21 protein-coding genes are annotated in these 23,021 nt (G+C 65.2%); 15 read left to right on the top strand and 6 right to left on the bottom strand.

Annotated features, from left to right (window positions below):
* Nucleotides 1-4 precede the first annotated feature (4 nt).
* The 4 genes from IVB41_RS19960 to IVB41_RS19945 all read right to left on the bottom strand — a co-directional run bounded on the left by IVB41_RS19960 (nt 5) and on the right by IVB41_RS19945 (nt 5,906).
* Entirely contained in the window at nt 5-2,851 is a 2,847-nt protein-coding gene (locus tag IVB41_RS19960) for a calcium-binding protein (RefSeq protein WP_247434125.1), read from the bottom strand.
* 438 nt (nt 2,852-3,289) lie between these two features.
* Nucleotides 3,290-3,781: a hypothetical protein gene (locus tag IVB41_RS19955; protein ID WP_018459090.1), complete on the bottom strand. Its 492-nt coding sequence runs from the start codon at nt 3,779-3,781 to the stop codon at nt 3,290-3,292.
* 166 nt (nt 3,782-3,947) lie between these two features.
* Nucleotides 3,948-4,400, bottom strand: a complete 453-nt coding sequence (locus IVB41_RS19950) for a DNA polymerase III subunit chi (protein WP_027569684.1) — start codon at nt 4,398-4,400, stop codon at nt 3,948-3,950.
* Between the two features lie 6 nt (nt 4,401-4,406).
* The gene (locus IVB41_RS19945) at nt 4,407-5,906 is read right to left on the bottom strand and encodes a leucyl aminopeptidase (RefSeq protein ID WP_027569683.1); all 1,500 of its coding nucleotides are present in this window, start codon (nt 5,904-5,906) and stop codon (nt 4,407-4,409) included.
* A 338-nt stretch (nt 5,907-6,244) separates the two neighbouring features.
* Between IVB41_RS19945 and lptF the strand changes: the two genes are divergently transcribed.
* The 10 genes from lptF to IVB41_RS19895 all read left to right on the top strand — a co-directional run bounded on the left by lptF (nt 6,245) and on the right by IVB41_RS19895 (nt 16,689).
* Nucleotides 6,245-7,414: an LPS export ABC transporter permease LptF gene (gene lptF / locus IVB41_RS19940; RefSeq protein ID WP_027569682.1), complete on the top strand. Its 1,170-nt coding sequence runs from the start codon at nt 6,245-6,247 to the stop codon at nt 7,412-7,414.
* Nucleotides 7,411-8,508 (top strand): LPS export ABC transporter permease LptG, encoded by a 1,098-nt coding sequence (gene lptG / locus IVB41_RS19935; protein WP_027569681.1) that lies wholly within the window; start codon nt 7,411-7,413, stop codon nt 8,506-8,508. Before lptF ends, lptG begins: the two co-directional genes overlap by 4 nt.
* Complete coding sequence (locus IVB41_RS19930; RefSeq protein WP_247434122.1) at nt 8,508-10,997, top strand: LPS-assembly protein LptD; 2,490 nt, start codon at nt 8,508-8,510, stop codon at nt 10,995-10,997. The genes lptG and IVB41_RS19930 overlap by 1 nt, the downstream gene beginning before the upstream one ends.
* Nucleotides 10,998-11,066: 69 nt before the next feature.
* Nucleotides 11,067-11,993, top strand: coding sequence for a SurA N-terminal domain-containing protein (locus IVB41_RS19925; RefSeq protein WP_027569679.1), 927 nt, complete (start codon nt 11,067-11,069; stop codon nt 11,991-11,993).
* Nucleotides 11,993-13,012 (top strand): 4-hydroxythreonine-4-phosphate dehydrogenase PdxA, encoded by a 1,020-nt coding sequence (gene pdxA / locus IVB41_RS19920; protein ID WP_247434119.1) that lies wholly within the window; start codon nt 11,993-11,995, stop codon nt 13,010-13,012. Before IVB41_RS19925 ends, pdxA begins: the two co-directional genes overlap by 1 nt.
* Nucleotides 13,009-13,869, top strand: a complete 861-nt coding sequence (gene rsmA / locus IVB41_RS19915; RefSeq protein WP_247360601.1) for a 16S rRNA (adenine(1518)-N(6)/adenine(1519)-N(6))-dimethyltransferase RsmA — start codon at nt 13,009-13,011, stop codon at nt 13,867-13,869. Before pdxA ends, rsmA begins: the two co-directional genes overlap by 4 nt.
* Before the next feature lie 16 nt (nt 13,870-13,885).
* Complete coding sequence (locus tag IVB41_RS19910; protein ID WP_247408435.1) at nt 13,886-14,944, top strand: alcohol dehydrogenase; 1,059 nt, start codon at nt 13,886-13,888, stop codon at nt 14,942-14,944.
* 167 nt (nt 14,945-15,111) lie between these two features.
* Nucleotides 15,112-15,273: a Flp family type IVb pilin gene (locus IVB41_RS19905; protein WP_007609340.1), complete on the top strand. Its 162-nt coding sequence runs from the start codon at nt 15,112-15,114 to the stop codon at nt 15,271-15,273.
* A gap of 73 nt (nt 15,274-15,346) precedes the next feature.
* Entirely contained in the window at nt 15,347-15,583 is a 237-nt protein-coding gene (locus tag IVB41_RS19900) for a hypothetical protein (RefSeq protein ID WP_007609339.1), read from the top strand.
* A 353-nt stretch (nt 15,584-15,936) separates the two neighbouring features.
* The gene (locus IVB41_RS19895) at nt 15,937-16,689 is read left to right on the top strand and encodes a Crp/Fnr family transcriptional regulator (protein WP_247408433.1); all 753 of its coding nucleotides are present in this window, start codon (nt 15,937-15,939) and stop codon (nt 16,687-16,689) included.
* On the opposite strand, the gene IVB41_RS19890 is transcribed toward IVB41_RS19895, so the two are convergent.
* Nucleotides 16,668-17,405: a Crp/Fnr family transcriptional regulator gene (locus IVB41_RS19890; protein WP_247408432.1), complete on the bottom strand. Its 738-nt coding sequence runs from the start codon at nt 17,403-17,405 to the stop codon at nt 16,668-16,670. The two genes, IVB41_RS19895 and IVB41_RS19890, sit on opposite strands and share 22 nt — an antisense overlap.
* Before the next feature lie 172 nt (nt 17,406-17,577).
* Between IVB41_RS19890 and IVB41_RS19885 the strand changes: the two genes are divergently transcribed.
* The 5 genes from IVB41_RS19885 to IVB41_RS19865 all read left to right on the top strand — a co-directional run bounded on the left by IVB41_RS19885 (nt 17,578) and on the right by IVB41_RS19865 (nt 22,429).
* Complete coding sequence (locus IVB41_RS19885) at nt 17,578-17,817, top strand: hypothetical protein (protein ID WP_027569674.1); 240 nt, start codon at nt 17,578-17,580, stop codon at nt 17,815-17,817.
* Nucleotides 17,818-17,834: 17 nt separating this feature from the next.
* A complete protein-coding gene (locus IVB41_RS19880; protein WP_027569673.1) occupies nt 17,835-18,536 on the top strand; it encodes a Crp/Fnr family transcriptional regulator in 702 nt (233 codons plus the stop codon).
* A gap of 671 nt (nt 18,537-19,207) precedes the next feature.
* Entirely contained in the window at nt 19,208-20,554 is a 1,347-nt protein-coding gene (locus IVB41_RS19875) for a caspase family protein (RefSeq protein WP_247434116.1), read from the top strand.
* Between the two features lie 27 nt (nt 20,555-20,581).
* Nucleotides 20,582-21,076 carry a hypothetical protein gene (locus IVB41_RS19870; RefSeq protein WP_247408427.1) on the top strand — a complete coding sequence of 165 codons (495 nt, stop codon included), beginning with the start codon at nt 20,582-20,584 and terminating at the stop codon, nt 21,074-21,076.
* A 150-nt stretch (nt 21,077-21,226) separates the two neighbouring features.
* Nucleotides 21,227-22,429 carry a hypothetical protein gene (locus IVB41_RS19865; RefSeq protein WP_247434113.1) on the top strand — a complete coding sequence of 401 codons (1,203 nt, stop codon included), beginning with the start codon at nt 21,227-21,229 and terminating at the stop codon, nt 22,427-22,429.
* Here the strand turns inward: IVB41_RS19865 and gmk are convergent.
* On the bottom strand, nt 22,362-23,021 hold the full coding sequence (gene gmk / locus IVB41_RS19860; protein WP_018459113.1) for a guanylate kinase: 660 nt from the start codon (nt 23,019-23,021) through the stop codon (nt 22,362-22,364). The genes IVB41_RS19865 and gmk overlap by 68 nt on opposite strands.

The raw sequence follows: 23,021 nt of genomic DNA, 5'->3' as shown, positions 1-23,021 counted from the left end.
AGCTTCAGGCGTGCTGGGGCGGTGCGAGCACCTGGCTCTGCGCCGCGTGCGGATCGGGCAGCGGCATCTCGCCATTGCCCTCACCTGCCGGGACAAAGCTCGCCGCCATAGCCTGGTTGAGCAGCATCGCGGCCGCGAACGCTCCGCCCTGGATGACGACGTTGTTGCCGGTGCCGCCGTCCAGGATGTCGAGGCCGCCCCCGCCGATCAGCACGTCATCACCGGCACCACCCGCCAGCGTGTCGTTGCCGGGGCTGCCGATCAGCACGTCGTCGCCGTTGCCGCCATTGGCAACGAGCTGGATGCCGCCGTGCAAGCCGGAAGCCGTGATGACATCGTCGCCATCGAGGCCGTTGATGACGATCCTGTCGCCGGCGCCGGCATCGGTGATGTTGATGTCCTGGCCAAGCCCCGACACCGTGATGATGCCGTCGTGCTCGGTCACCGTGATGACGTCGTTGCCGCCGGTTGCGTTGATGGTCACGGTATCCGCGGCGCCGTCATTGGCGCCGAGATCGAGGTCGACCTGGCTGACGCCGGTGCCGGAGAGGTCGCCGACGGTAATGTTGTCGGCACCGCCGAGAGCATTGAAGTCGACATGCTCGACCCCGTTCAGGTCCATCGCAATGGCGGCGACATCTCGCGTGAACAGCACGCGGCCGCCATTGGCCGAAATGTTGATGTTCTCGCTGATATTGGCGCCGTTGAATGCCAGCGTGTCGGTGCCCTTGCCGCCTTCGACGGTATCGCTGCCGTCGCCGGGATTCCAGACGAAGGTGTCGTCGCCCGCACCGAGATTGGCGAAATCGTTGCCGCGTCCGCCGTTCACAATGTCATTGCCGGCACTGCCGGTGATGGTGTCGTTGCCGTCACCGCCGTTGATGTTGAGGCTGAACGACTGTCCCGCCTTGATGGAAGACGCATTGATGACGTCATTGCCTTGTCCGCCGTTGATGCCGAGCACATCACCGGCGTCCGCGTGTGCAATCGTCACCTGCGCAGCGAGGCCGTTGACCACGATCGATCCGCCGGAGGTCACAACCGATATGTTGTCGTCACCGGTCGTGCCGTTCGCGGTCACGCGGTCCGCCGCTCCATCGCCGCTCTGGCTGCCGGGGCCGGCACTGAGGTCGATGGCAACCTGCGTGATTCCTGTCCCGGTCAGATCGTTGACGGTGATGTTGTCGGCGCCGCCTGCTGCCGCGATCTGCACGTGCTCGACGCCAGCGAGGTCCATGACGATAGCACCGACGTCACGGGTGAGTAGCGCACGGCTTCCGTTCGCCGAGATCGACATGGTCTCGGCCACATTGGCGCCGTTGAACAACAGCGTATCGGTGCCCGTGCCGCCTTCGACAGTGTCGCTGCCGTCACCGGGATTCCACGTGAAGATGTCGTCGCCTGCGCCGAGAAGCGCGACGTCATTGCCGCGGCCGCCGATGACCTTGTCGTTGCCGTCGCCGCCGATCAGGGTGTCCGCGCCTTGGCTGCCGGTGATGGTGTCGTTGCCCGCCCCGCCGTCGATGGTCAGCCCGATCGCCGCTCCGAGCGTGGATGCATCGATCACGTCGTTGCCGCCGAGTGCCTGCACGACCAGCCGGTCGTTGCCGGCCTCTGCGTTTGCGATCGTCACGACCTCCGGCAGGCCCGTGACCGTCACCGTTGTGCCCGTGGCTGTGACCTCGATGTGCTGATTGCCGTTGCTGCCGTTGACGGTCACCGTATCAGCTGTGCCGTCGCCTTGCGTCCCTCCCGGAACGGCTCCGAGATCAACCAGCACCTGCTTGACGCCGGTTCCGGTGAGGTCGCCGACGGTGATATTATCGGCGCCGCCGCGCGCATCGAATTCGATCTGCTCGACGCTGTTGATATCCATCGTGATGTTGGCGACGTCGCGGGTGAAGCGCACCCGGCCGCCATTGGCCGAGATGTTGATGGTCTCGTTGATGTTGGCGCCATTGAAAAGCAGCTTGTCGCTGCCCGAGCCGCCCTCGACCGTGTCGCTGCCGTCACCGGGATTCCAGATGAAAGTGTCGTCGCCACTCCCGAGCTGGGCGACGTCGTTGCCGCGTCCGCCATTGACGATATCGTCGCCGCTGCCGCCGATGATGAGGTCGTTGCCGTCACCGCCGATGATCCTGTCGTTGCCAGCGCCGCCATCGAGCGTCAGCGAGATCAGGCTGCCGAGCCCGTTGCCCGCGGTGATGGCATCGTCGCCGCCGCCACCGTGCAGGACGAGATTTTCCGTCGTGCCGATGTCGAGCGAGAACGGCGCCGCGCCCGCCCCGTCGAGCCGCACGCGGGTGCCGTTCGCCGTGATCGTGAACGTCTCGGCGCCGTTGCTTCCGTTGACCTGAGCCGTATCGTTGCCCTCACCACCCTCGAACAGGTTGGTGCCGCCGCCGGGATTCCAGATCATGACGTCGTCGCCAGCCTCGCCGAACAGCTGGTTGTCGCCGCTGCCGCCGTCCAGCACGTCGTTACCCGCTCCGCCGAACAGCAGATCGTTGCCGCCGCCGCCCTTGATCAAATCGTTGCCGGCCTGACCAAACAGAAGATCGGCTCCCGAGCCGCCCGTGATCTTGTCATTGCCGTCGCCGCCGAAGACGTGCACCGCCGGCATCGGTCCGTGGCATTCGTCGACGGTGATCGTGTCGTCACCGCCCTGACCGAAGATGTCGATCGCGGTGGTGTTGTCGACCGTGGGTTCGCCACCAACCGTTTTCACGTGCCCGTTATTGACCAGGATGCGGCCGGACTTGTCGCGACTTATCACGAGGCCGTTATTCGCGCTGTCGCCGAAAATGGTGAGCTGCCCCGTAACCGGGGAAAACACAGAGGTAATGGACATCCAAATGATCCTTCCGACCTAGCCCCTCCCTTCGACGCGTAGCATTCGCGCACAAGACATTCTTGAACCGTTGCTTGAGACGCGCGTGATTATTCTGGAGATTTCCTCCAGTTTTCCTTCGGGGCAGTTTCCGACAGGGGATGCGAAGGCTTGCTCATCACGAACCGCCTGATCACGGATCACGCGTAACGCCCCCGTGATTTTCAAGGCGCGCGGAAGAACGCAGCTCGAGGCAATGAGGGCACTTTGGGCGAAGGTCGGCATCCATGATGTCGAAACTCGCGAACAAGATCGCCGGCGAGCGCGAACGGGAGAGATCACGATTCACGCCTCTGCCATCGCAATAGGGATGCAAAGCCGCTTGACGATGGGGACGAGCGTGCGCGGCTGATCGCATCGACAGCCGCAACCAGCTTCAGGGCAAAAGGCCGACCCGTGTTACGCCGACTTCTTCTTCGGCTTTGGCTTGGTCGCCTTCGGCATGACCGGTGCCTCCGGCGTGCCCTCGATCGAGGACAGGCGGCCGGCCGTGAAGGTGTAGATGCCGGCGCGCGGCCCGGTCGTCCACGTCACGACGGCAACGCGCCTGCCGGCGGCATCACCGGAGAGGTTGACGCTCGAGGGCGCGCCAATGCCGCGCACCACGTCGCATTCGGTGTGGCCGAGCGCGACGGTGCCGCCCATCGGAGCCGGCGCGGTCGTCGACGCATTCGCATCGGCCGGCCCGGGCGGCGGCGCCATGCCGGCACAAGCCCCGTCGGCGCTGACCAGATCCTCGGCCCCAACCGGCTTGTCGGGGGTCAGCGGCGGCGACTCAATCGAGATGCTTTTGATGAACAGGCGGCTGGGCGTGTTGAACCACTGGGCATCCCTGGACAACAGATCGGTCCCGCCCGAACAGCCCGCGACCAGCGGGGCTACGGCCGCCAACGCAATTATGAGCGAGCTGGGAAGCTTTTGATGTCGCACGATGAACTAAATTCCCCGAGTGAAGGATCGGCCCTAAGCAATTGTAGCAACATCACTTTGCGGCACGAAGGTGACAAAAGCCATCATCACCCGAAAAGTGCAAATTATCATTAATTGCGAGCGACGGCTAATTCCGCTTCTGCCATCGGCCCCGCTCGTCAGCCTGCCAATAGGTGACATCAAATCCCCGCGCCTTGCAATCCGCCCAGGCGCTGCGGGCGAACGCAAGCGCGTCCGGATCGTCGCCATCGAACAGCAGCACCATGCGCTCATAGCCCTGCGCGTCCTGCGGCAGCGCGGCGTTGTCGACGAGGAAGCGGACATTGGCACCGTTCGGATTGTCCTCCTCGACCGCCAGCACGATCGGCTGATCGGCGGCGTCGCTGACCCGCCATGTCGCGTGCGGCAGGAAGGAATCGTCGCGATAGGTCCACAAATGGGCGTCGAGCGTATCGGCGCGCTCCGGCGAGGTCGACTGCACCACGACGCGCCAGCCGCGCTCCAGCGATTTCTCGAGAAGCGGCGGCAACACGTTCTCTACCGTCATGTTTTGCAGATGGTAGAACAGGACTTCAGTCATCTCGGGTCATTTGCGTTCGTAATGGTCGGCGACCAGACGGTCGAGCAAGCGAACGCCATAGCCGCTTCCCCAGCTGTGGTTGATGTCGGTCTTCGGCGCCCCCATGGCGGTCCCGGCGATGTCGAGATGCGCCCAGGGCGTGCCGTCCACGAAGCGCTGGAGGAACTGCGCCGCGGTGATCGAGCCGCCATGGCGGCCGCCGGTGTTCTTCATGTCGGCGAACTGGGAATCGATCAGCTTGTCGTATTCGGGGCCAAGCGGCAGGCGCCAGACCTTCTCGCCGCTCTCGATGCCGGCCGCCAGCAGCCGCTCGGCAAGCTCATCATTGTTGGAGAACATGCCGGCATGCTCGGTGCCGAGCGCGACCACGATGGCGCCGGTCAACGTCGCCAGATCCACCATGAATTTCGGTTTGGTTTTCTTGGCGACGTACCAGAGCACGTCGGCAAGCACCAGGCGGCCTTCCGCGTCAGTGTTGATGATCTCGATGGTCTGCCCCGACATCGAGGTGACGATGTCGCCCGGGCGCTGCGCGTTGCCGTCCGGCATATTCTCGACGAGGCCGATGGCGCCGACGACGTTGACCTTGGCCTTGCGTGCCGCGAGCGCATGCATCAGGCCGACGACGCAGGCAGCGCCACCCATGTCGCCCTTCATGTCCTCCATGCTGCCGGCCGGCTTGATCGAAATGCCGCCGGTGTCGAAGCAGACGCCCTTGCCGACGAAGGCAACCGGCGCCTCACCCTTCTTGCCGCCGTCCCAACGCATGATCACGGTGCGGCTCGGCCGCGCCGAGCCTTGGCCGACGCCGAGCAGCGCGCCCATGCCGAGCTTGTCCATCGCCTTGACGTCGAGCACCTCGATCCTGACGCCGAGTTTTCGGAGCAGGCCCGCGCGGCGCGCGAACTCCTCGGGAAAAAGCACGTTCGGCGGCTCGTTGACCAGGTCGCGCGCAATGACCACGCCGTCCACGATCGCAGCGGCCGATGCAAACGCCCTCTTCGCGGCGACGACATCGCCGACCGCAAACGAGACGTCGGCGCGCGTGCCGCCCTCCTCGCCCTCCTTCTTCTTGGTCTTGTAGCGGTCGAACTTGTAGGTGCGCAGCCGCAGCCCCGAGGCGATCGCGACCGCCTGCTCGCTCGTCATGGCGCCATTGGGCAGTTCCGCCATGACGGTCATGGCCGCCGCCCCGGCCGGAAGCTTGCTCGCCGCCACGCCGCCGAATTTGAGGAAGTCGTTGGCCTTCAGGCCGGCCGCCTTGCCGGCGCCGATCACGATCAGGCGGGTGGCCTTCACGCCCTCGGGTGCAAGGATGTCGAGCGCAGCACCGCTTTTGCCCTTGAAGGCGGCGGCGGTGGCCGCCCGCTTCACGAGTTCGGTGGCGCCGCCGAGCGCCTTGGCGGTCGCCGGGCCGAGCTTCAGACCGTCATCGCAGAACACGACCATGATGCCACGGACGGCGGCAGACAATGGAACGAAGCCGACCTTGATGGCATCGGACATGAGTAACTCCTCAAAACATTGCGCTTTTTACCGATCGGCGGCCCCGGCCACAGGCCGGAGCTGAACGGCGATTCACTGAGCGTACCGCACTATGGCCACCGGCCCGGCAGATGCCAAGCACCCCCCGTGGCCGAGGGGCCACAACGAGGGAAATATTAACCATATATTGAGGGTGCCACGGGGCAGCCATTTTGTTGACGGATCAAAGGGATGGTACTGAGAGAGTAAGCTGGCGGATGAGATGGTTGGCCGACCTTGGGGATCCTCTTGCGGGGATTGGTTGGACAGCCGGAATTCCGGCCGGCATTGGGGACTTGGTGGGATTCGTGCGGTAGCGCATGGGGTCAATCGATAGGTATATTTTCCGCACGACGCTCGCGTCGTTTGCGCTGGTCCTGGTCAGCCTCACGGGCGTGATCTGGATTACGCAAGCGTTGCGCGGCATCGACCTGATGACGAGCCAGGGTCAGACCATCCTGACCTTCCTCGGCATCACCAGCCTCGTCGTGCCCGCGCTGGTCCTGATCATCTCGCCGATCGCGCTGATGATCGCGATCTCGCATACGCTGAACAAGCTCGCGACCGATTCCGAGATCATCGTGATGAATGCCGCCGGCTTCTCGCCGTTCCGGCTGTTCTATCCGTTCTTCTACGCCACCTGCGTCGTGGCGCTGCTGGTCGCCTTCATCGCGGCCTATCTCGCTCCCGACGGCATGCGGCGGATCAAGCAGTGGGACGCCGAGATCACCGCCGACGTGCTTACCAACATCCTGCAGCCCGGCCGCTTCGCCCAGCTCGACAAGAACCTGACGATCCGGATTCGCGAACGCCAGCCCGGCGGCATCCTCGCCGGCATCTTCATCGACGACCGCCGCGATCCGAACGAGCGGGTCTCGATCGTCGCCGAGCACGGCGAAGTCGTGAAGAACGACAACGGATCGTTCCTGGTGCTGGAGACCGGCAATCTCCAGCGCTTCGAGGCCGGCAAGCGCGATCCCGCGCTGGTGGCGTTCGGCCGCTACGGCTTCGACATGTCGAAGTTTTCGGGCCAGGGCCGCGACGTCACCCTCGGCATCCGCGAGCGCTATCTCTGGGAGCTGCTCTCGCCGTCCGAGGACGACCCTGTCTACAAGCAGATTCCCGGCCAATTCCGCTCGGCCCTGCATGACAGCCTGCTGGCGCCGATCTATCCGTTCGCCTTTGCCGTGCTGACCTTCGCGTTTCTGGGTGCGCCTCGCACCACGCGCCAGAGCCGCAATTTCTCGATCGGCTCATCCATCCTCGCCGTGTTCGGCCTGCGCATGGCCGGTTTCGCCTGCTCGGTGATGGCGGTGAAATCGCCGGGCGCGGTGCTGGTCCAATATGCGATGGTCATCGGTGCCATCGGCCTCGGGCTGGCGATCATCATCGGCGGCCTCGTGGTCGAGCCGCCGCCGCGCCTCATGGAGGCCATCAACAGGTCGAACGCGCGCATCGCGCGGCTGTTCCGACGCCCGGCCACCGCATGAGCATGCTCACCAACACACTCGGGCGCTATTTCGCCGGCCGTTTCGTGGTCGCGGCGCTCGGCGTGTTCGCCAGCATTTTCCTGTTGCTGGTGCTGGTCGATTACATCGAGATGGTGCGCAAGACCTCGGGGCTCGCATCCGCCTCCGCAGTCATGGTGGCCGAGACCTCGCTGTTTCGCGTGCCGCAGCTGTTGGAGAAGCTGACGCCGTTCTGCATGCTGATCGGTGCCATGACCTGCTATCTCGCCCTCTCCCGCCGGCTCGAGCTCGTGGTCGCGCGCGCCGCCGGCGTCTCCGCATGGCAATTCATCTCGCCGGCGCTCGGCAGCGCGCTGCTGATCGGCGTGATCGCCACCGTCGCCTACAATCCGATGTCGGCAAATCTGCGCGAGCTCTCCAAGCGCATGGAAGCCGAGCTGTTCGGCTCGGCACCCGGCGGCGGCATTCAGGACGCCTCCGGCTTCTGGCTCAATCAGGTCACCAATGATGGCCAGACCATCATCAACGCGGCGCGCAGCGAGCAGCAGGGCGTCCGGCTCACTGGGCTCACCCTGTTCCGGTTTGACACAGAGCAGCACTTCAAGGAGCGGGTCGAGGCGCGCGAGGCGACGCTCGAGGCCGGCCGTTGGCTGTTCAAGGGCGTCCGCCGCTTCTCGCTGGATTCGCCGCCGGTCGATCAGGCCAGCCTGGAGATTCCGACGACGCTGACCGAGGCGCAGGTCCGCAACAGCTTTTCCACACCCGAGACTGTGTCCTTTTGGCAACTACCGAGCTACATCCGCTCGTCCGAAAGCTCGGGCTTCGCGACAGCCGGATACCGACTCCAGTATCAGAAGCTTCTGGCACAGCCGTTTTTGCTTGCCGCCATGGTGATGCTCGCGGCTTCCGTGTCGTTGCGCTTCTTCCGGATGGGCGGCGTGCAGAAGATGGTTTTGAGTGGCGTGGGCGCAGGCTTTCTGCTCTACGTTCTGTCGAAAGTGACTGAAGATTTGAGCAAGGCTGAGTTGATGCATCCGATCGCTGCGGCGTGGTTGCCCGTGGTGGTGGGCGGCCTCACCGGCTTTTTGGCCTTGCTGTATCAGGAGGACGGATAGTGACGGCCGTCCACCGAGGGCCCGTGTCTCGTTTGACGCGGCGCACAGTGGTGCGCGCGAACGGGTGTGGCTTGTCCATTCGCAGGTTCCTGCTTGCTGTCGCTGCCGTGGTATCGCTCGGTGGCGTGGTGGACGTTGCCGCCGTTGCGCCGGCCTCCGCCCAGAGCTTCACCTACAATCCGCTGCCGCCGCGTGCGAAGCCGCCGAAGGCCGTCAACGACAACCAGATGCTGGTTCAGGCGACCGAGGTCGACTACGACTACAACAATTCGCGCGTCTCCGCGGTCGGTAACGTCCAGCTGTTCTACAACGGCACCAGCGTCGAGGCCGACAAAGTCATCTACGACCAGAAGACCAAGCGGCTCCATGCCGAAGGCAACATCCGCATGACGGATGCCGACGGCAAGATCACCTATGCGGAGATCCTGGACCTGTCCGACGACTACCGTGACGGTTTCGTCGATTCGCTGCGCGTCGATACGGCCGACCAGACCCGCATGGCGGCGAGCCGCTCCGATCGCTCCAGCGGCAACTACACGGTGTTCGAGAACGGCGTCTACACGGCCTGCGCGCCGTGCAAGGACGATCCGAAGAAGCCGCCGCTATGGCAGGTCAAGGGTGCGCGCATCATCCACGACCAGCAGGAGAAGATGCTGTATTTCGAGACGGCGCAGCTCGAATTCTTCGGCGTGCCCATCGCCTATATGCCCTATTTCTCGACGCCCGACCCGACCGTGAAGCGCAAGACCGGTTTCCTGATGCCGGGCTTCACGTCGAATACGCCGTTCGGCTACGGCGTCGAGGTTCCGTTCTACTGGGCGATCGCGCCCGACATGGACGCGACCTTCAGCCCGCGCATCACGTCCAAGCAGGGTGTGCTGTTCCAGGCCGAATTCCGCCAGCGCCTGATGGACGGCGCCTATCAGATCCGCGTCTACGGCATCGACCAGCTCGATCGAAGCGCGCTCGCCGGCCAGCCTGGCGACAAGCAGTTCCGCGGCGCCGTCGACACCAAGGGTCAGTTCGCGCTGAACGACAAATGGGTCTGGGGTTGGGACGGCGTCCTGATGTCCGACTATTATTTCTTCTCGGACTATCGGTTGTCGCAATATCGCGATCCGCTCGGCTCGTTCCTGTATCTGCCGACGGATGCGCTCTCGCAGCTTTACCTGACCGGCGTCGGCAATCGCAGCTTCTTCGACGCGCGCACGATGTACTGGCTGAGCTACTCGGGCAACCAGAGCCAGGTGCCGGTCGTCTACCCCGTGATCGACTATTCGAACGTGCTGAACTATCCGGTCTTCGGCGGCGAGTTCAGCTACAAGACCAATTTCGTGAACCTGTCGCGTGACACTGCGGTGTTCGATCCGATCACGACGCTCGCCAACACCAACAGCCTGTGCACGACGGCATCGGCCGATCCGCTCGCGCGCACGCCGTCGCAGTGCCTGATGCGCGGCTTCCCGGGCACCTACACCCGCCTGACGGCCGAAGCGCAGTGGCGCAAATCCTTCACCGATCCGTTCGGTGAAATCTGGACGCCGTTCGCCATTCTCCGCGCCGATGCGATCAACTCCTCGGTCTCCAACCAGCCGGGCGTGTCGAACTATCTTCCTGTCGGCGACACCCAGGCGTTCCGCCTGATGCCGACCGTGGGCCTCGAATACCGCTATCCCTTCATCAACGTTCAGCCCTGGGGCTCGACCACCATCGAGCCGATCGCGCAGATCATCATTCGGCCGAACGAGACCTATGCCGGCAAGCTCCCGAACGAGGACGCGCAGAGCATGGTGTTCGACGCCTCGAACCTGTTCAGCGTCGACAAGTTCTCCGGCTACGACCGTGTCGAGGGCGGCGGCCGCGCCAATGTCGGCGTGCAGTCCACCACGCAGTTCGACAGGGGCGGCGCCATCAAGACGCTGTTCGGCCAGTCCTACCAGCTGTTCGGCATGAACTCCTTCGCGGTCCAGGACTCCATCAACACCGGCGTGGATTCCGGCCTGCAAAGGCCGCGCTCCGACTATGTGGCGAGCGCCGCCTATTCGCCCAACAGCACCTATACGTTCAGCGTTCGCTCGCGCATGGACGAGCAGACCTGGAACGTCCAGCGCTTCGAGGCGGAAGGCCGCGCCAACTTCAACCGCTGGTCCGTCAGCATGCTGTACGGCAATTACGCGGCGCAGCCGGAACTCGGCTATCTGACCCGCCGCGAGGGCATCCTGACGTCGGGCTCGATCAAGGTCGCGGCCAACTGGGTGGTCACGGGCTCGGCGCGCTGGGACCTGGAGGCCAACAAGATCAACCAGTATGTGCTCGGTGCCGGCTACGTCGACGATTGTTTTGTGCTCGGCTTGAACTATGTAACAGCGTATAGCTATTCCGCAGGCGCGACGCCGCCCGTGCTGAACCACGCGATCATGTTCCAGATCGGCCTGCGCACGCTGGCGAACACAGCGACGACCAGCAGTTCCGGCAGCGGTCTCCAGTGATTGGTTTGAAGGTGCCGGCCGCGTGTTCCCGATCGCAGGTTCACCGCGGCTGACATGCGAGCGACAAATATGACGATCCCATTGCCTGTCTTCCGCCTCTTCCTCCTCCTCACCGCCCTGCTCTTGGCCGGCACGCCGTCGCGCGCGCAGAACATCGTCGTGATGGTGAACGGCGATCCCATCACCGACTTCGACATTGACCAGCGCTCCAAGCTCGACCAGCTGACGACGCAGAAGACACCGGCCCGTCAGGAGGTCATCAACGAGCTGATCGACGACCGGGTGAAGATGAAGGAAGGCAAGAAATACGGGGTCGATCCCGGCGTCTCCGACATCAACCAGTCCTACGATGGCATGGCGCAGCGCATGCGCATCTCGCCGGACCAGCTCACCAAGTCGCTCGAGGTCAAGGGCGTCCGCCCCGAAACCCTGAAGAGCCGCATGAAGGCCGAGATGGTCTGGAGCAGCCTGGTGCGCGGCCGCTTCAAGGAAAAGCTGTTGGTCGGTGAGAAGGACGTCGCGCAGGCCGTGCAGGCCCAGACCGGCGACAAGCTGCAGATCGAGGGCACCGAATACAAGATGCAGCCGATCGTGCTGATCGTGCCGCGCGGATCGTCGCCGGCGTTCCTGGAGACGCGGCATAAGGAAGCCGAGCAATATCGCTCGCGCGTCGGAAGCTGCGAAGAAGCCAATTCGTTGTTCCGCTCCACGCCGAACGCCACCATCCGCGACATCGTCACCAAGACCACCGCTGAATTGCCCGAGGCGCTACGCAAGGTCCTCGACGACACGCCGATCGGCCACCTCACCGCCCCCGAGACGACCAAAGCGGGCATCGAGATGGTGGTGCTGTGCTCGCGCAAGCCGACCATGATCGACACGCCGAAGAAGCGCGAGGTCCGCGAGAAGATGTATCAGGAGAAGTACGAGAAGACCCAGAAGGCCTATCTCGAGGACCTCCGCAAGGCGGCGATGATCGAGTATCGCAACCGCTGATGGCCCAGCAGCCTACCAAGCCTCTCGCCCTGACGCTGGGAGAACCTGCCGGCATCGGCCCCGACATCACTATCGCAGCCTGGCTCAAGCGCCGCGAACTGGACCTGCCCGCCTTCTATCTCCTCGGCGACGAGGCGCTGATCGCGCGCCGCGCCAAAGCGCTCGGCGCCGACGTCAGGATCGCTTCGGTGAGCGCCGGCGAGGCCGGGGCCGCTTTCCCTGAGGCCCTGCCCGTGGTCGCGACCGGCGACGAGCCCGCGAGTGCCGAGCCCGGCAAGCCCGACGCATCGAGCGCGCCGGCCGCGCTCGCCTCGATCCGCCAGGCGGTCACTGATGTCCGCGACGGTCGCGCCGGCGCCGTCGTCACCAATCCGATCGCCAAGAGCGTGCTCTATCGCGCCGGCTTCCGCCATCCCGGCCATACCGAATTCCTCGCCGAGCTCGCCGCGGAAGACGGCCGCGTGCCGCAGCCGGTGATGATGCTGTGGTCGCCGCGGCTCGCCGTGGTGCCCGTGACCATCCACGTCTCCTTGCGCGACGCACTGGCCCAGCTCACCAGCGAGCTGATCGTCTCGACCGTGCGCATCGTCGCGACCGAACTCAAATCCCACTTCGGCATCGCCATTCCGCGCATCGCGATCTCCGGCCTCAATCCGCACGCCGGCGAGGACGGCTCGCTCGGCCACGAGGAGCAGACCGTGATCGCGCCGGCGATCAAGACGTTGCGCAGCGACGGCATCGAGGCGAAGGGACCGCTCCCCGCCGACACCATGTTCCACGAAGCCGCGCGAAACAGCTACGACTGCGCCGTCTGCATGTACCACGACCAGGCGCTGATCCCGATCAAGACGGTGGCGTTCGACGACGCGGTCAACGTCACGCTCGGCCTGCCCTTCATCCGCACCTCGCCCGACCACGGCACCGCCTTCGACATCGCCGGGACCGGCAAGGCCAATCCGGCAAGCCTGATCGCCGCGTTGAGGCTTGCGAGCCGGATGGCGGCTGCGAAAACCCGATGAGCGCGATCGACGACCTCCCGCCGCTTCGCGAGGTCATTCGCCAGCACGCTTTGTCGGCCCGCAAATCGCTCGGCCAGAACTTCCTCCTCGACCTCAATCTCACCGCGCGCATCGCGCGTGCGGCGGCTCCGCTCGAGGACTCTACCATCATCGAGATCGGCCCCGGCCCGGGCGGATTGACGCGCGCCTTGCTCGCGCTCGGCGCCAGACGCGTCATCGCCATCGAGCATGACGAGCGCGCGATCCCTGCCTTGCAGGATATTTCCGCGCGCTATCCCGGCCGTCTCGAGATCGTGCATGGCGACGCCATGACCTTCGACCCGCGCCCGCTGCTGTCGGGCGAACGAGCAAAAATCGTCGCCAACCTGCCCTACAACATCGCGACCCACCTTCTCGTCGGCTGGCTCACCACCGAGCCCTGGCCGCCCTGGTACGACATGATGGTCCTGATGTTCCAGCGCGAGGTCGGCGAGCGCATCGTGGCGCGCGAGGACGACGAGGCCTATGGCCGGCTCGGCGTGCTCGCCAACTGGCGCTGCGAGACCAAGATCCTGTTCGACATTGGGCCGTCCGCCTTCGTGCCGCCGCCGAAGGTCACCTCTTCCGTCGTGCGACTGATCCCGCGCGAAACGCCTCTCGCCTGCGATCGCAAGCTGCTCGAACAGGTCGCCGCCGCCGCCTTCGGCCAGCGCCGCAAGATGCTGCGGCAAAGCCTGAAGGCGCTGGGCGCCGATCCCGCACGGCTCGCCGCAGCTGCCGGCGTCGACGCGACGCGGCGCGCGGAGACCGTTCCGATTTCCGGCTTTGTTGCCATGGCCCGTGAATTGGCCAATATACGCAGCGAAACAGAGAGATAATTTCGGAGGAAGAAATATGGCGTTGATGCGTCGGCAGTCCCTTGTCAAGTTCGATGCGCCGCTGTGCGAGACCATCGTCGACACGCCGAAGCCGCAAGGAAGCGAGGTGCTGGTGCGCATCGAGCGCTGCGGCCTCTGCCACTCCGATCTGCACATCCAGGACGGCTACGCCGATCTCGGCGGCGGCAAGAAGCTCGACACCACGCGCGGCATGACGCTGCCCTTCACGCTCGGCCACGAGATCGCGGGGGTGGTCGACGAAGTCGGCCCCGACGTATTCGCCGGTCTCGTCGGCAGCAAGAAGGCGGTGTTTCCGTGGATCGGTTGCGGCCAGTGCCGCGACTGCGCCAATGGCGACGAGAACCTCTGCGCCAGGCAGCGCTTTCTAGGCGTCTCCATCGACGGCGGCTTCGCCACCCACGTGCTGGTGCCCGACTCGAAATATCTGCTCGACTACGATCCCCTGCCCGTCAACCAGGCCGCGACGCTGATGTGCTCCGGCGTCACCGCCTATGGCGCGCTCAAGCGCCTCGTCGACCGGCCGCGGCAGCGCAATCTCCTGCTGATCGGCCTCGGCGGCGTCGGCATGATGGGCCTTTCCTTCGCGGCGGCCATGTTCAACCAGCCGATCACGGTCGCCGATCTCAGCGGTGCCGCGCGCGAGACCGCGCTGAAGAACGGCGCGGCGGTGGCCTACGATCCGGCCGAGCCCGACGTGATCAAGCGCATCCTCAAGGAAACCGATGGCGGCTTCGACGAGATCGTCGATTTCGCGGGCAATGAGAAGTCCATGGCTTTCGCGGTCGCGGTCGCCGCGCGCGGCGGCAAGATCGTGGTCTCCGGCCTGATGGGCGGCCAGTTCACGCTGCCGATGGTGCAATGGGTCTACAAGCGCATGACCATCGAGGGCTTCATGGTCGGCACGCTCACCGAGGCTCACGAGCTGATGGCGCTCGCCCGCGCCGGCAAGATCAAGCCGACACCGATGCGCGAGGAGCCGATGGGCGACGTCCAGACCTGGATCGACGAGCTTCGCGCCGGCAAGGTCGTCGGCCGCATCGTGCTCAAGAACTAGCGCCGTAGAAGATCGACGAACGCAGGGCGGCGGAATCCATTTCTCACCGCCCGCTTCGTGGACGGAGATTAACTCGAAATTGACGCAAGGCGGGGTTCCGAATTGGGGAACCCGCTCCCTGCGGATTATGGTCCTCGCCAACTCTCTTTTGGAATTCTGGCAAGACCATGCAGACCATCCGCCGCTTCCTCGCCGACGAGTCCGGCGCCACCGCGATCGAGTACGGCCTGATCGCCGCCGGCATCGCGCTCGCGATCATCGCCGTCGTCAACAATCTCGGCGCGACGCTGAACAAAAAGTTCACCTCGATCAGCAGCTCGCTGAAGTAGCGCGGGCACGCTCGTTAATACACGGCATTCGTCTGTCCCGCGGAACGGCAACGGCCGCGCCGCGTTGGCAGCCATGTCCATTCGCTGCACCGTCGAGAACGCATTCTTCATCGCCTGGAGCTTCCTGGAGCAGAGCGGAGAGCTCGGCTCTCCGGACGAGACGGCGAACGTCCTGCTCGACGCCATCGAGGCCCAGCTCAGGACCGGTGAACGCCGGCAACTGATGCTCGCCAACAGGGCGATCGATGCCTATCGCGCCCACGCGGAAAAAAGCCGGCCCGCGCATGATTGCGAAGCACGCTTCGGGTGACGAACATCCTCGCCGCCCTCGGGCCCGCCGGCCCGGCGGCGTTTGAGGTATAGGCCGGCGGTCCGTCGGGCAGAGCGCACGGGCTGCGGCGCCCCGCATCGGGGACGCTACGCCGATCCGCGCCCCTGTTGTGTGCACTCCTGCACAGAGTTCGTGAAGTTGAAGGCCGCCGGGTTCGGCAGCGCCATTTGCCTCGCGTAACATGCGCCTCGCCAGCGATTTCCGTAATTCCGCAGACCGGAGGCCAATTTTTCAACGCTTGGAAAACGCCTTGTGTGCACTTTGGAACCGTCGGCTCCGTCGCGGAAACGTAGGGTTCTGGCCGGTGCCGATTCCCGGCCAGAGCAATACATGTGACCGGTCGGCCCCAGAACGATCTTCTCCAGCGGCTCAGCCGCCCGGATTTCGAACTGCTTGCGCCGCACCTCCAGCCGGTCGAACTCGAGGCGAGCCACATCCTGCATCACGCGGGCGACGAGGTCACGGCGGTGCATTTTCCCTGCCGCTCGACACTCGTGTCGTTCGCCGTGCCGGTCGAGGACGATCGCGAGGTCGAAAGCCTGCTGGTCGGACGCGAGGGCGCGGTGGGCATTGCCGCCGGCCGCAGCGCCTCGCTGGCCTATTCGCGCATCGTCGTGAAGCTGGGCGGCACCCTGATGCGGCTGCCGCCGCGCGCGCTCGAGCAGGCCCAGCAGAGGTCGGCCACGCTCCAGCAGGTGTTCTCGCGCTACGCCGACTGCCAGTTCGCTCAGCTGCTTCAGACCGCGGCCTGCAATGCCGCGCATTCGATCGAGCAGCGCGCTGCCAAGTGGATCATGTCGGCGCAGGAGCACGTCGGCGGCCCCGAGATCCCTCTCACCCACGAGCAGCTTGCCGGCATGCTCGGCGTCTCCCGCAGCTATGCCAGCCGCGTCATCCAGATGTTCAAGGCGAGGCGGATCCTCGCGACACGCCGTGGCGCCATCCTGATCCTCGACGCGCCGGCGCTCGAAGCCAGAGCCTGCCGTTGCAACGATTGGGTGAAGAAGCATTTCGACGAAGTGCTCGGCGCGCGGCATCTGCCAGCGGCTGACATATTGCGGCCTCACGCGCGCGGCGGCGACTGACGCTTGAGATGCAGATAGGTCGGACTGAAGCTTCCGAGCCGCTGCAGTTCGCGCCATTTCAGCACGATCAGCTCGCTGTCGCGCAAGTCCATGGTCCCGCTCCGCCTGAGGTCAGCGAGCGTCCGGTTCACCGTCGCGATCGCCATGCCCAGCGTCTCGCCGAGCTGCGCCAGGCTGATCGGCAGGCGGCAGCGATTGCCGCGAACGAGTTGCGCGGCCCGCGCGCGGTAGAACAGCTCGCAGAACAGGTGTGCCATGCGCGTGTGCATCGGCCGGGCGCTGTTGTTGGTGATGGCCTCGCGAAAAATAGCCGCATCGAGCAGCGTCTCGCGCCAGACCGAGAGCGCGAAGGTCGGTCGTCGCCGGAAGGCAATGAACAATTCGCGATGCGGGATGAAGGCCACCGAGGCGGGCCCGAGGGCGCAGAGGCCATGGTCCATCTGGTCGATGAACAAGCCCTGGGAGTCCGGCAAGTCGCCGGACAGATGGAACGCGAGATATTGCCGCCGGCCGCTGTCGAGCAGATGGTAGCGCGCGATCATGCCGGAGACGACCAGCGCCGAATGCTCGGGTTCGTCACCCTGACGGATGAAATCCTCGTTCGGCGCGAACTCGCGCTGCACAAAGGTCAGCCCGCGAATTTCAGCGACATCTTCCTGTGCGAGCGCGGTGTGCTCGCCCAGGTTCCGGATCAGCACGTCATGGGCTTTTTCCATGTGTCCCGTTCCACGTATCCCGCCAAAAATCCTGCCGCTTCGATCAAATGATACATCTGTCCCATATCCAGCGGACTAGAACGCTGGTCGGAAGCACAGGTTGCTACCGGTCTGCGACATTACTTGGTCGCAGCCCACCGTCCCTCGATCGCGGACTGCACCCGCCATTCGCATGAGCTCTACGACGATCCTGAAGCGCATTCGCCACCTGTTCGCACCGGATTCGGGCGAGCACCTGGACAGTATCAGCCATGCCTTCCTGCAGGGCAGGTTGAAGGAGCCGGCGCAGCCGATGTCGGATCAGGAGCTTGCGCGCGCCATCCGCGAGTTCCAGGCGGTTCCCGTCTCCGATTGGACCATCGCAAAACTCTCCCAACGCCTGCTCGACCCGGCGATGCCGCGTGACGAGTGAAACACCTCCTCTTGTCCATGCCGCACCCGAAGTTCATCGCTCATCTCCAGGCGATTGAAGGCCTCTCAGAAGACGAACGCCGCCAGATCGCTGGCCTGCCGTCCACGCTCCGTCAGGTTTCGGACGGCGAGATCGTGCTGCGCCAGGGTGAAGATGCCTCTCGCTGCGTTTTCGTCGTCAGCGGCTTTCTCTACCAGGCTCGCATCGTCGGCGATCGCAGCCAGATCCTCGCCTTCCACGTTCCCGGCGACATGCCGTGCCTGCACACGCTGCTGGTCTCGCCGATGGATGCGGACCTCGTCGGTCTTGGCCCCACCATCGTCGGCTACGTCGCACACAGCCAACTCAAGCAGCTGCTCGACGGCTCCATTCACCTGACCCGCGCGTTCTGGCGCGAGACGCTGATCGATGCGGCGATCTCGCGACAATGGATCGCGCGCCTCGGTGCACAGGCGGCACTGCCGAAAGTAGCGCATCTGATCTGTGAGCTCGCCGCAAGGCTGGAGGTCGTGGGCCTCGTCAAGAACCGCCGCTTCCAGATGCCGATGACGCAGCGGCATGTCGCCGATGCCTGCGGATTGTCGATCGTCCACGTCAACCGCACCATCCAGGAGCTGAGAGGGCGCCGATTGATTGCCTGGGAGGGAAGCGAGATCGAGCTGTTGCAACCCGACGAACTCCGCGCGCTCGCGGATTTCACGCCGGATTATCTGACGTGAGCGAGGCAGGCAACTCGGGGGACGCGCCGGCGCTCCAACGAGGCAAGCCCGGTCGGCCTGCGTCCGGGACACGAGATGGAAGGATAGCGCACGCTGTCTCCACGCAGTCATTGCGAGCGCCGCGAAGCAATCCAGAATGCCGCCGCGGAAAGATTCTGGATTGCTTCGCGGCGCTCGCAATGACGAGGAGGCCGCGGTCCTGCCCCAAGCCCTCTCGCCGCACAAGGCCTGCACCGCGACCGGAGGCAATAGTGCATCGCTCCCGGGGAGAGCACGAACGACACCGTTAAAACCATCCACGCAGGGAAGGCTGGGCGATCGGCCACCCCGTCGGTCCACCCCGTCTGCATTCCTGTAGCGCAGGGACCAACGGGTGCCGCCGGCGCCCGGCCTTCCCTGCGCCCTTTGGCTTCCATTGAGCGATGAACGGCAGCAAGGCTCGGGGAGAACCTGCCGCGGGAACGTGCAGGCATGCGCCCTCACCTGCGAATACATAACGCCGCCTATCCGCGTCATGGCCAGGCTTGTCCGGCCATCCACGCCTTGCCGCGCAGCACGAAGGACGTGGATGCCCGGGACAAGCCCGGGCATGACGGCCTGTACAAATGCCGCACCGCTTTTCGCCGGCGCGTGGGACTGCTAGACTGACGCCATTATTTTGGGGAATTTTGATGCGCGCGAGGATTTTCAGTCGCGTCCCGGGGCTGGCGACGCTGGTCGCAGCCCTGCTCGTCGTCGTCACGCTACCTGCATCGGCCGAGAAGCGCATCGCGCTCGTGGTCGGCAACTCCGCCTACAAGAACATCACGCCGCTCGACAATCCATCCAAGGACGCGAGCCTGATGGCGGAGACGCTTGGCCTGCTCGGCTTCACGCTGGTCGGAGGCCGCGCCCAGCTCGATCTCGACAAGGGCGCGATGGACCTGGCGGTGCAGAGCTTTGGCCGGCAGGTGCAGGGCGCCGACGTCGCGCTGTTCTATTATGCCGGCCACGGCGTGCAGGTCTCGGGCGCCAACTATCTCGTGCCGGTCGGCGCGAACCCGACGCGCGAGGCCGACGTCGACTTCCAGATGACCGACGTCAACCTCGTGCTGCGCCAGATGCAGGGATCTGGCACGCGCCTCAACCTCGTGATCCTGGACGCCTGCCGCAACAACCCCTTCGGCTCGCGCGGCCTGCGCGCCTCCGATGGCGGTCTCGCGCAGATGCGCGCGCCCGAGGGCACGCTGATCTCCTACGCAACGCAACCCGGCAACGTCGCCCAGGACGGAAGCGACGGCCACAGCCCCTACACCAAAGCATTGGCCGCGACGGTCCGGACCGCGGGCCTCGACGTGTTCCAGACCTTCAACCAGGTCGGCCTCGCGGTGAAGCGCGCCACCTCCGGCGCGCAGCAGCCCTGGGTGTCGTCCTCGCCGATCGACGGCACTTTCTATTTCGTACCCCCGACGCAAACCGCCCCGCCGCAGGTCGCAGCGATGCAGCCCGATCCGCTGCCGGCGGATCGGCTGCGCGCCGATCCGGACCGCGTCCCGTTGCGCGATGCCGCCCTGCTGAGCGAACTCAGCGAGCGGCTCTACGAGCTCAATTTCGATCCTGACAGCCCTGACGGAATGACCCGCGCGATCACAAAGCTCCAGCAGCGGATTTCCATGGCGCCGACGGGCGAAGCCACCGAAGGCCTGCTGCTGCGGATGCGCAAGATGGAGGACCTGAAGCCATGGGGCTCGATCGTCTACGGCCCCGACGGCAGCAAATGGGGCATATCCTGGAACCACGCCTCGCGGCGCGCGGCGGTGGCGGATGCGCGCGGCAATTGCGCCGGCGCCAAATGTCCGATCGAGCTGTCCTTCTATGGCAACCGCTGCGGCGCGTTCGCGATCTCCGACAAATCCTGGTCGCTGGTCCAGCGCGACAGCGTGCAGCGCGCGAAAGACGCCGCGCTTGACGAATGCGGCAAGGCTGGCAAAGCTTGCCACATTATCGGTTCCGTCTGTGCCGACGGCTCCGGCCGCTGATACGATTTTCATTTTGGATTTTTACGCATGCGCAATGCCATCATCCCCGCGATTGCCCTCGCCTTCTTCCTGTCCGCCACCATCGCTCCACCGTCCGCCGTCGCACAATCCGGCAGCGCCGGCGGCTCGATCGGCAATGACGAGAAGTCGCTGTCCGGCTCGCGATCGGACCGTTCCGCCGAGCCGGCGCCCTCGGCGCGTCGCAGCAAGCCGGCCGAGGAGCCGCGCAGCTCCTCGCGACGCGGCGGTGGGGGTAGTGGTGGCGGGAGTTTCGACGGCGCCTGGATGGTCGTCAGCGTCGGCTGCGGCGGAACCACGTCCGGCGCGGTCGTGGTTTCCTCAGGCAAGGTCATAGGCCAAGGCGTCACGGGTACCGTCAGCGCAACCGGCGCGGTCAGCACGTTCGGTCAAGGCGATGGTGTGACCTTCACCGGCTCCGGCCGCCTCGGTGGCCGCAGCGGCTCCGGATCATTCCGCCGCTCAGACGGCTGCGGCGGAACCTGGACCTCAAGCAAGCAATAGCGGCGAAAAAGTCTGATCCCGCGGCGGAACGAACGCCGCGCAGGCCCGATTCAGGCCACATCCTCTCCGGATTTGCGGCTCATTGCCACCCAAGTCTTTGACGACAAAGGGAAGGTAACGAGTTGCGTCATGCGTAATCGGGAGACCAGGATGGGCAACCGCACCGCAAAATTCTTATCTGTCCTCGTAGGCAGCATCATTGCCGGCGCGCCACTTGCCGCCGTGTCGCAGAATGCATCGACGCCACCGAGCACGGCAAATGCCGCGAGCGACTGCCTTGGCTCGCCAAAGGGTGCCGCGCCGCAGGGCCAGCATTGGCATTATCGCCTCGAGCGCGCGACCAAGCGGCAGTGCTGGTATCTGCGTGCCGAAGGCGGCAAGGCCACTCAAACCGCCCAGGCTGCGCCGGATACGCCTGCAGCGGATTCAGCCGTGCCGCAGCAGCACTCGGTCCAGGACGCGCGCGCCGAATATCTGACGCCGCAGAGCATCGTCACTGTGAAGACGCCTGCACAGGCGGGACCGGCGCCAACGCAACAGGCCACGAGCCCCTCCGCTGACGTCAACGCTCAGCAGCCCGCTGTCGCCGGGCGCTGGCCCGACGCCACCACGGCGTCCGCCGCGCCCACAGAGCAGCCATCGCCTGCACCTGTGGCGGCCGCTGCGCAGCCGACGACCACGAAGCCGGCGAAGTCCCCTGCTCCGATGGCTCTGGCCGCGGCCGACAGCACCGCCGACAAGCAGACCGGCTCGCTCCAGATGCTGCTGCTCGTGATCGGCGGCGCGCTGACGCTTGCCGGCATCCTCGCCAGCGTCGTCTACCGCTTCGCCGGTGGACGCATCCGCGTCCAGGCCGCCGACCAGCGCCGCGTCAACTGGGACAATTTTGAGCCGCACGATCGCGACGATGGCCGTGCGCCCTGGCTCAACGCAGCGCCGGCCGGCGCGCCGCACGCTCGGCAGCCGCGCCCGGTGGATTTCGATGCCGTGCGTCCGCAGGCAGCCCAGCTCAAGACCGCGCAGCTCGCCGCGATCGATCGCGAGATTGATGTGATCGACAAGCGCGTCCCGCAAGCGCACCAAGATGCCGCAGAGCTCGACGATGCGGATATCTTCAACGGAGAATTCCTGATCGAGGCGGCGCCGCGGCTCGCGGCCAACGAGGTCGATGACGAAGAGCCGGCCGGTCGCGATGACGATGCGGGAGTCGAGGACGCCATCGACATCGACGTGATCACGACGATGCTGGAACGGCTCGCGAAGGACGGGCCGCGGCTGACGCAGCCTAACCTTGAAGCTGACCTTGCAGACCTCGCACGAAGCCCACGAGGCCGGTCTGCCGCTCGCGCTTGAGGCGTTCGGCCTTCAGGATCGACTGCACCTCGGCGAAGGCCTCGTCGACGTCATGGTTGATGACGATGTAGTCGTACTCCGCCCAGTGGCTCATCTCGTGGCTGGCGCGGCTCATGCGCTTGCGGATCACCTCGTCGGAATCCTGCGCGCGCGAATGCAGCCGCTTCTCGAGATCGGCGGCCGAGGGCGGCAGGATGAATACACTGACGACGTCGGCGCGCGCCTTCTCTCGGAGCTGCTGCGTGCCCTGCCAGTCGATGTCGAACAGCACGTCCTGCCCGGCTGACAGCGCAGCCTCAACCGGCGCACGCGGCGTGCCGTAACTGTTGTCGAACACGGTCGCCCATTCCAGCAGCTGGTCGGCCTTCACCATCGCGCCGAAGGTGGCCTTGTCGACGAACGAATAATCCCTGCCGTCGACCTCGCCCGGCCGCATCGCCCGCGTGGTCGCCGACACCGACATTCGAAGGCCGGGCATACGGTCGATCAACATGCGCGACAGCGTGGTCTTGCCCGCGCCCGACGGCGAGGACAGCACGAACATCAATCCGCGCCGCTCGACACCATCAGTTCCGTGACCGCCAATCGTCAT

Source organism: Bradyrhizobium sp. 44, from assembly GCF_023073095.1.
GTDB lineage: Bacteria > Pseudomonadota > Alphaproteobacteria > Rhizobiales > Xanthobacteraceae > Bradyrhizobium.
Note: the sequence above shows the minus strand (reverse complement) of the source record. Positions and strands in the feature narration are given on the sequence as shown.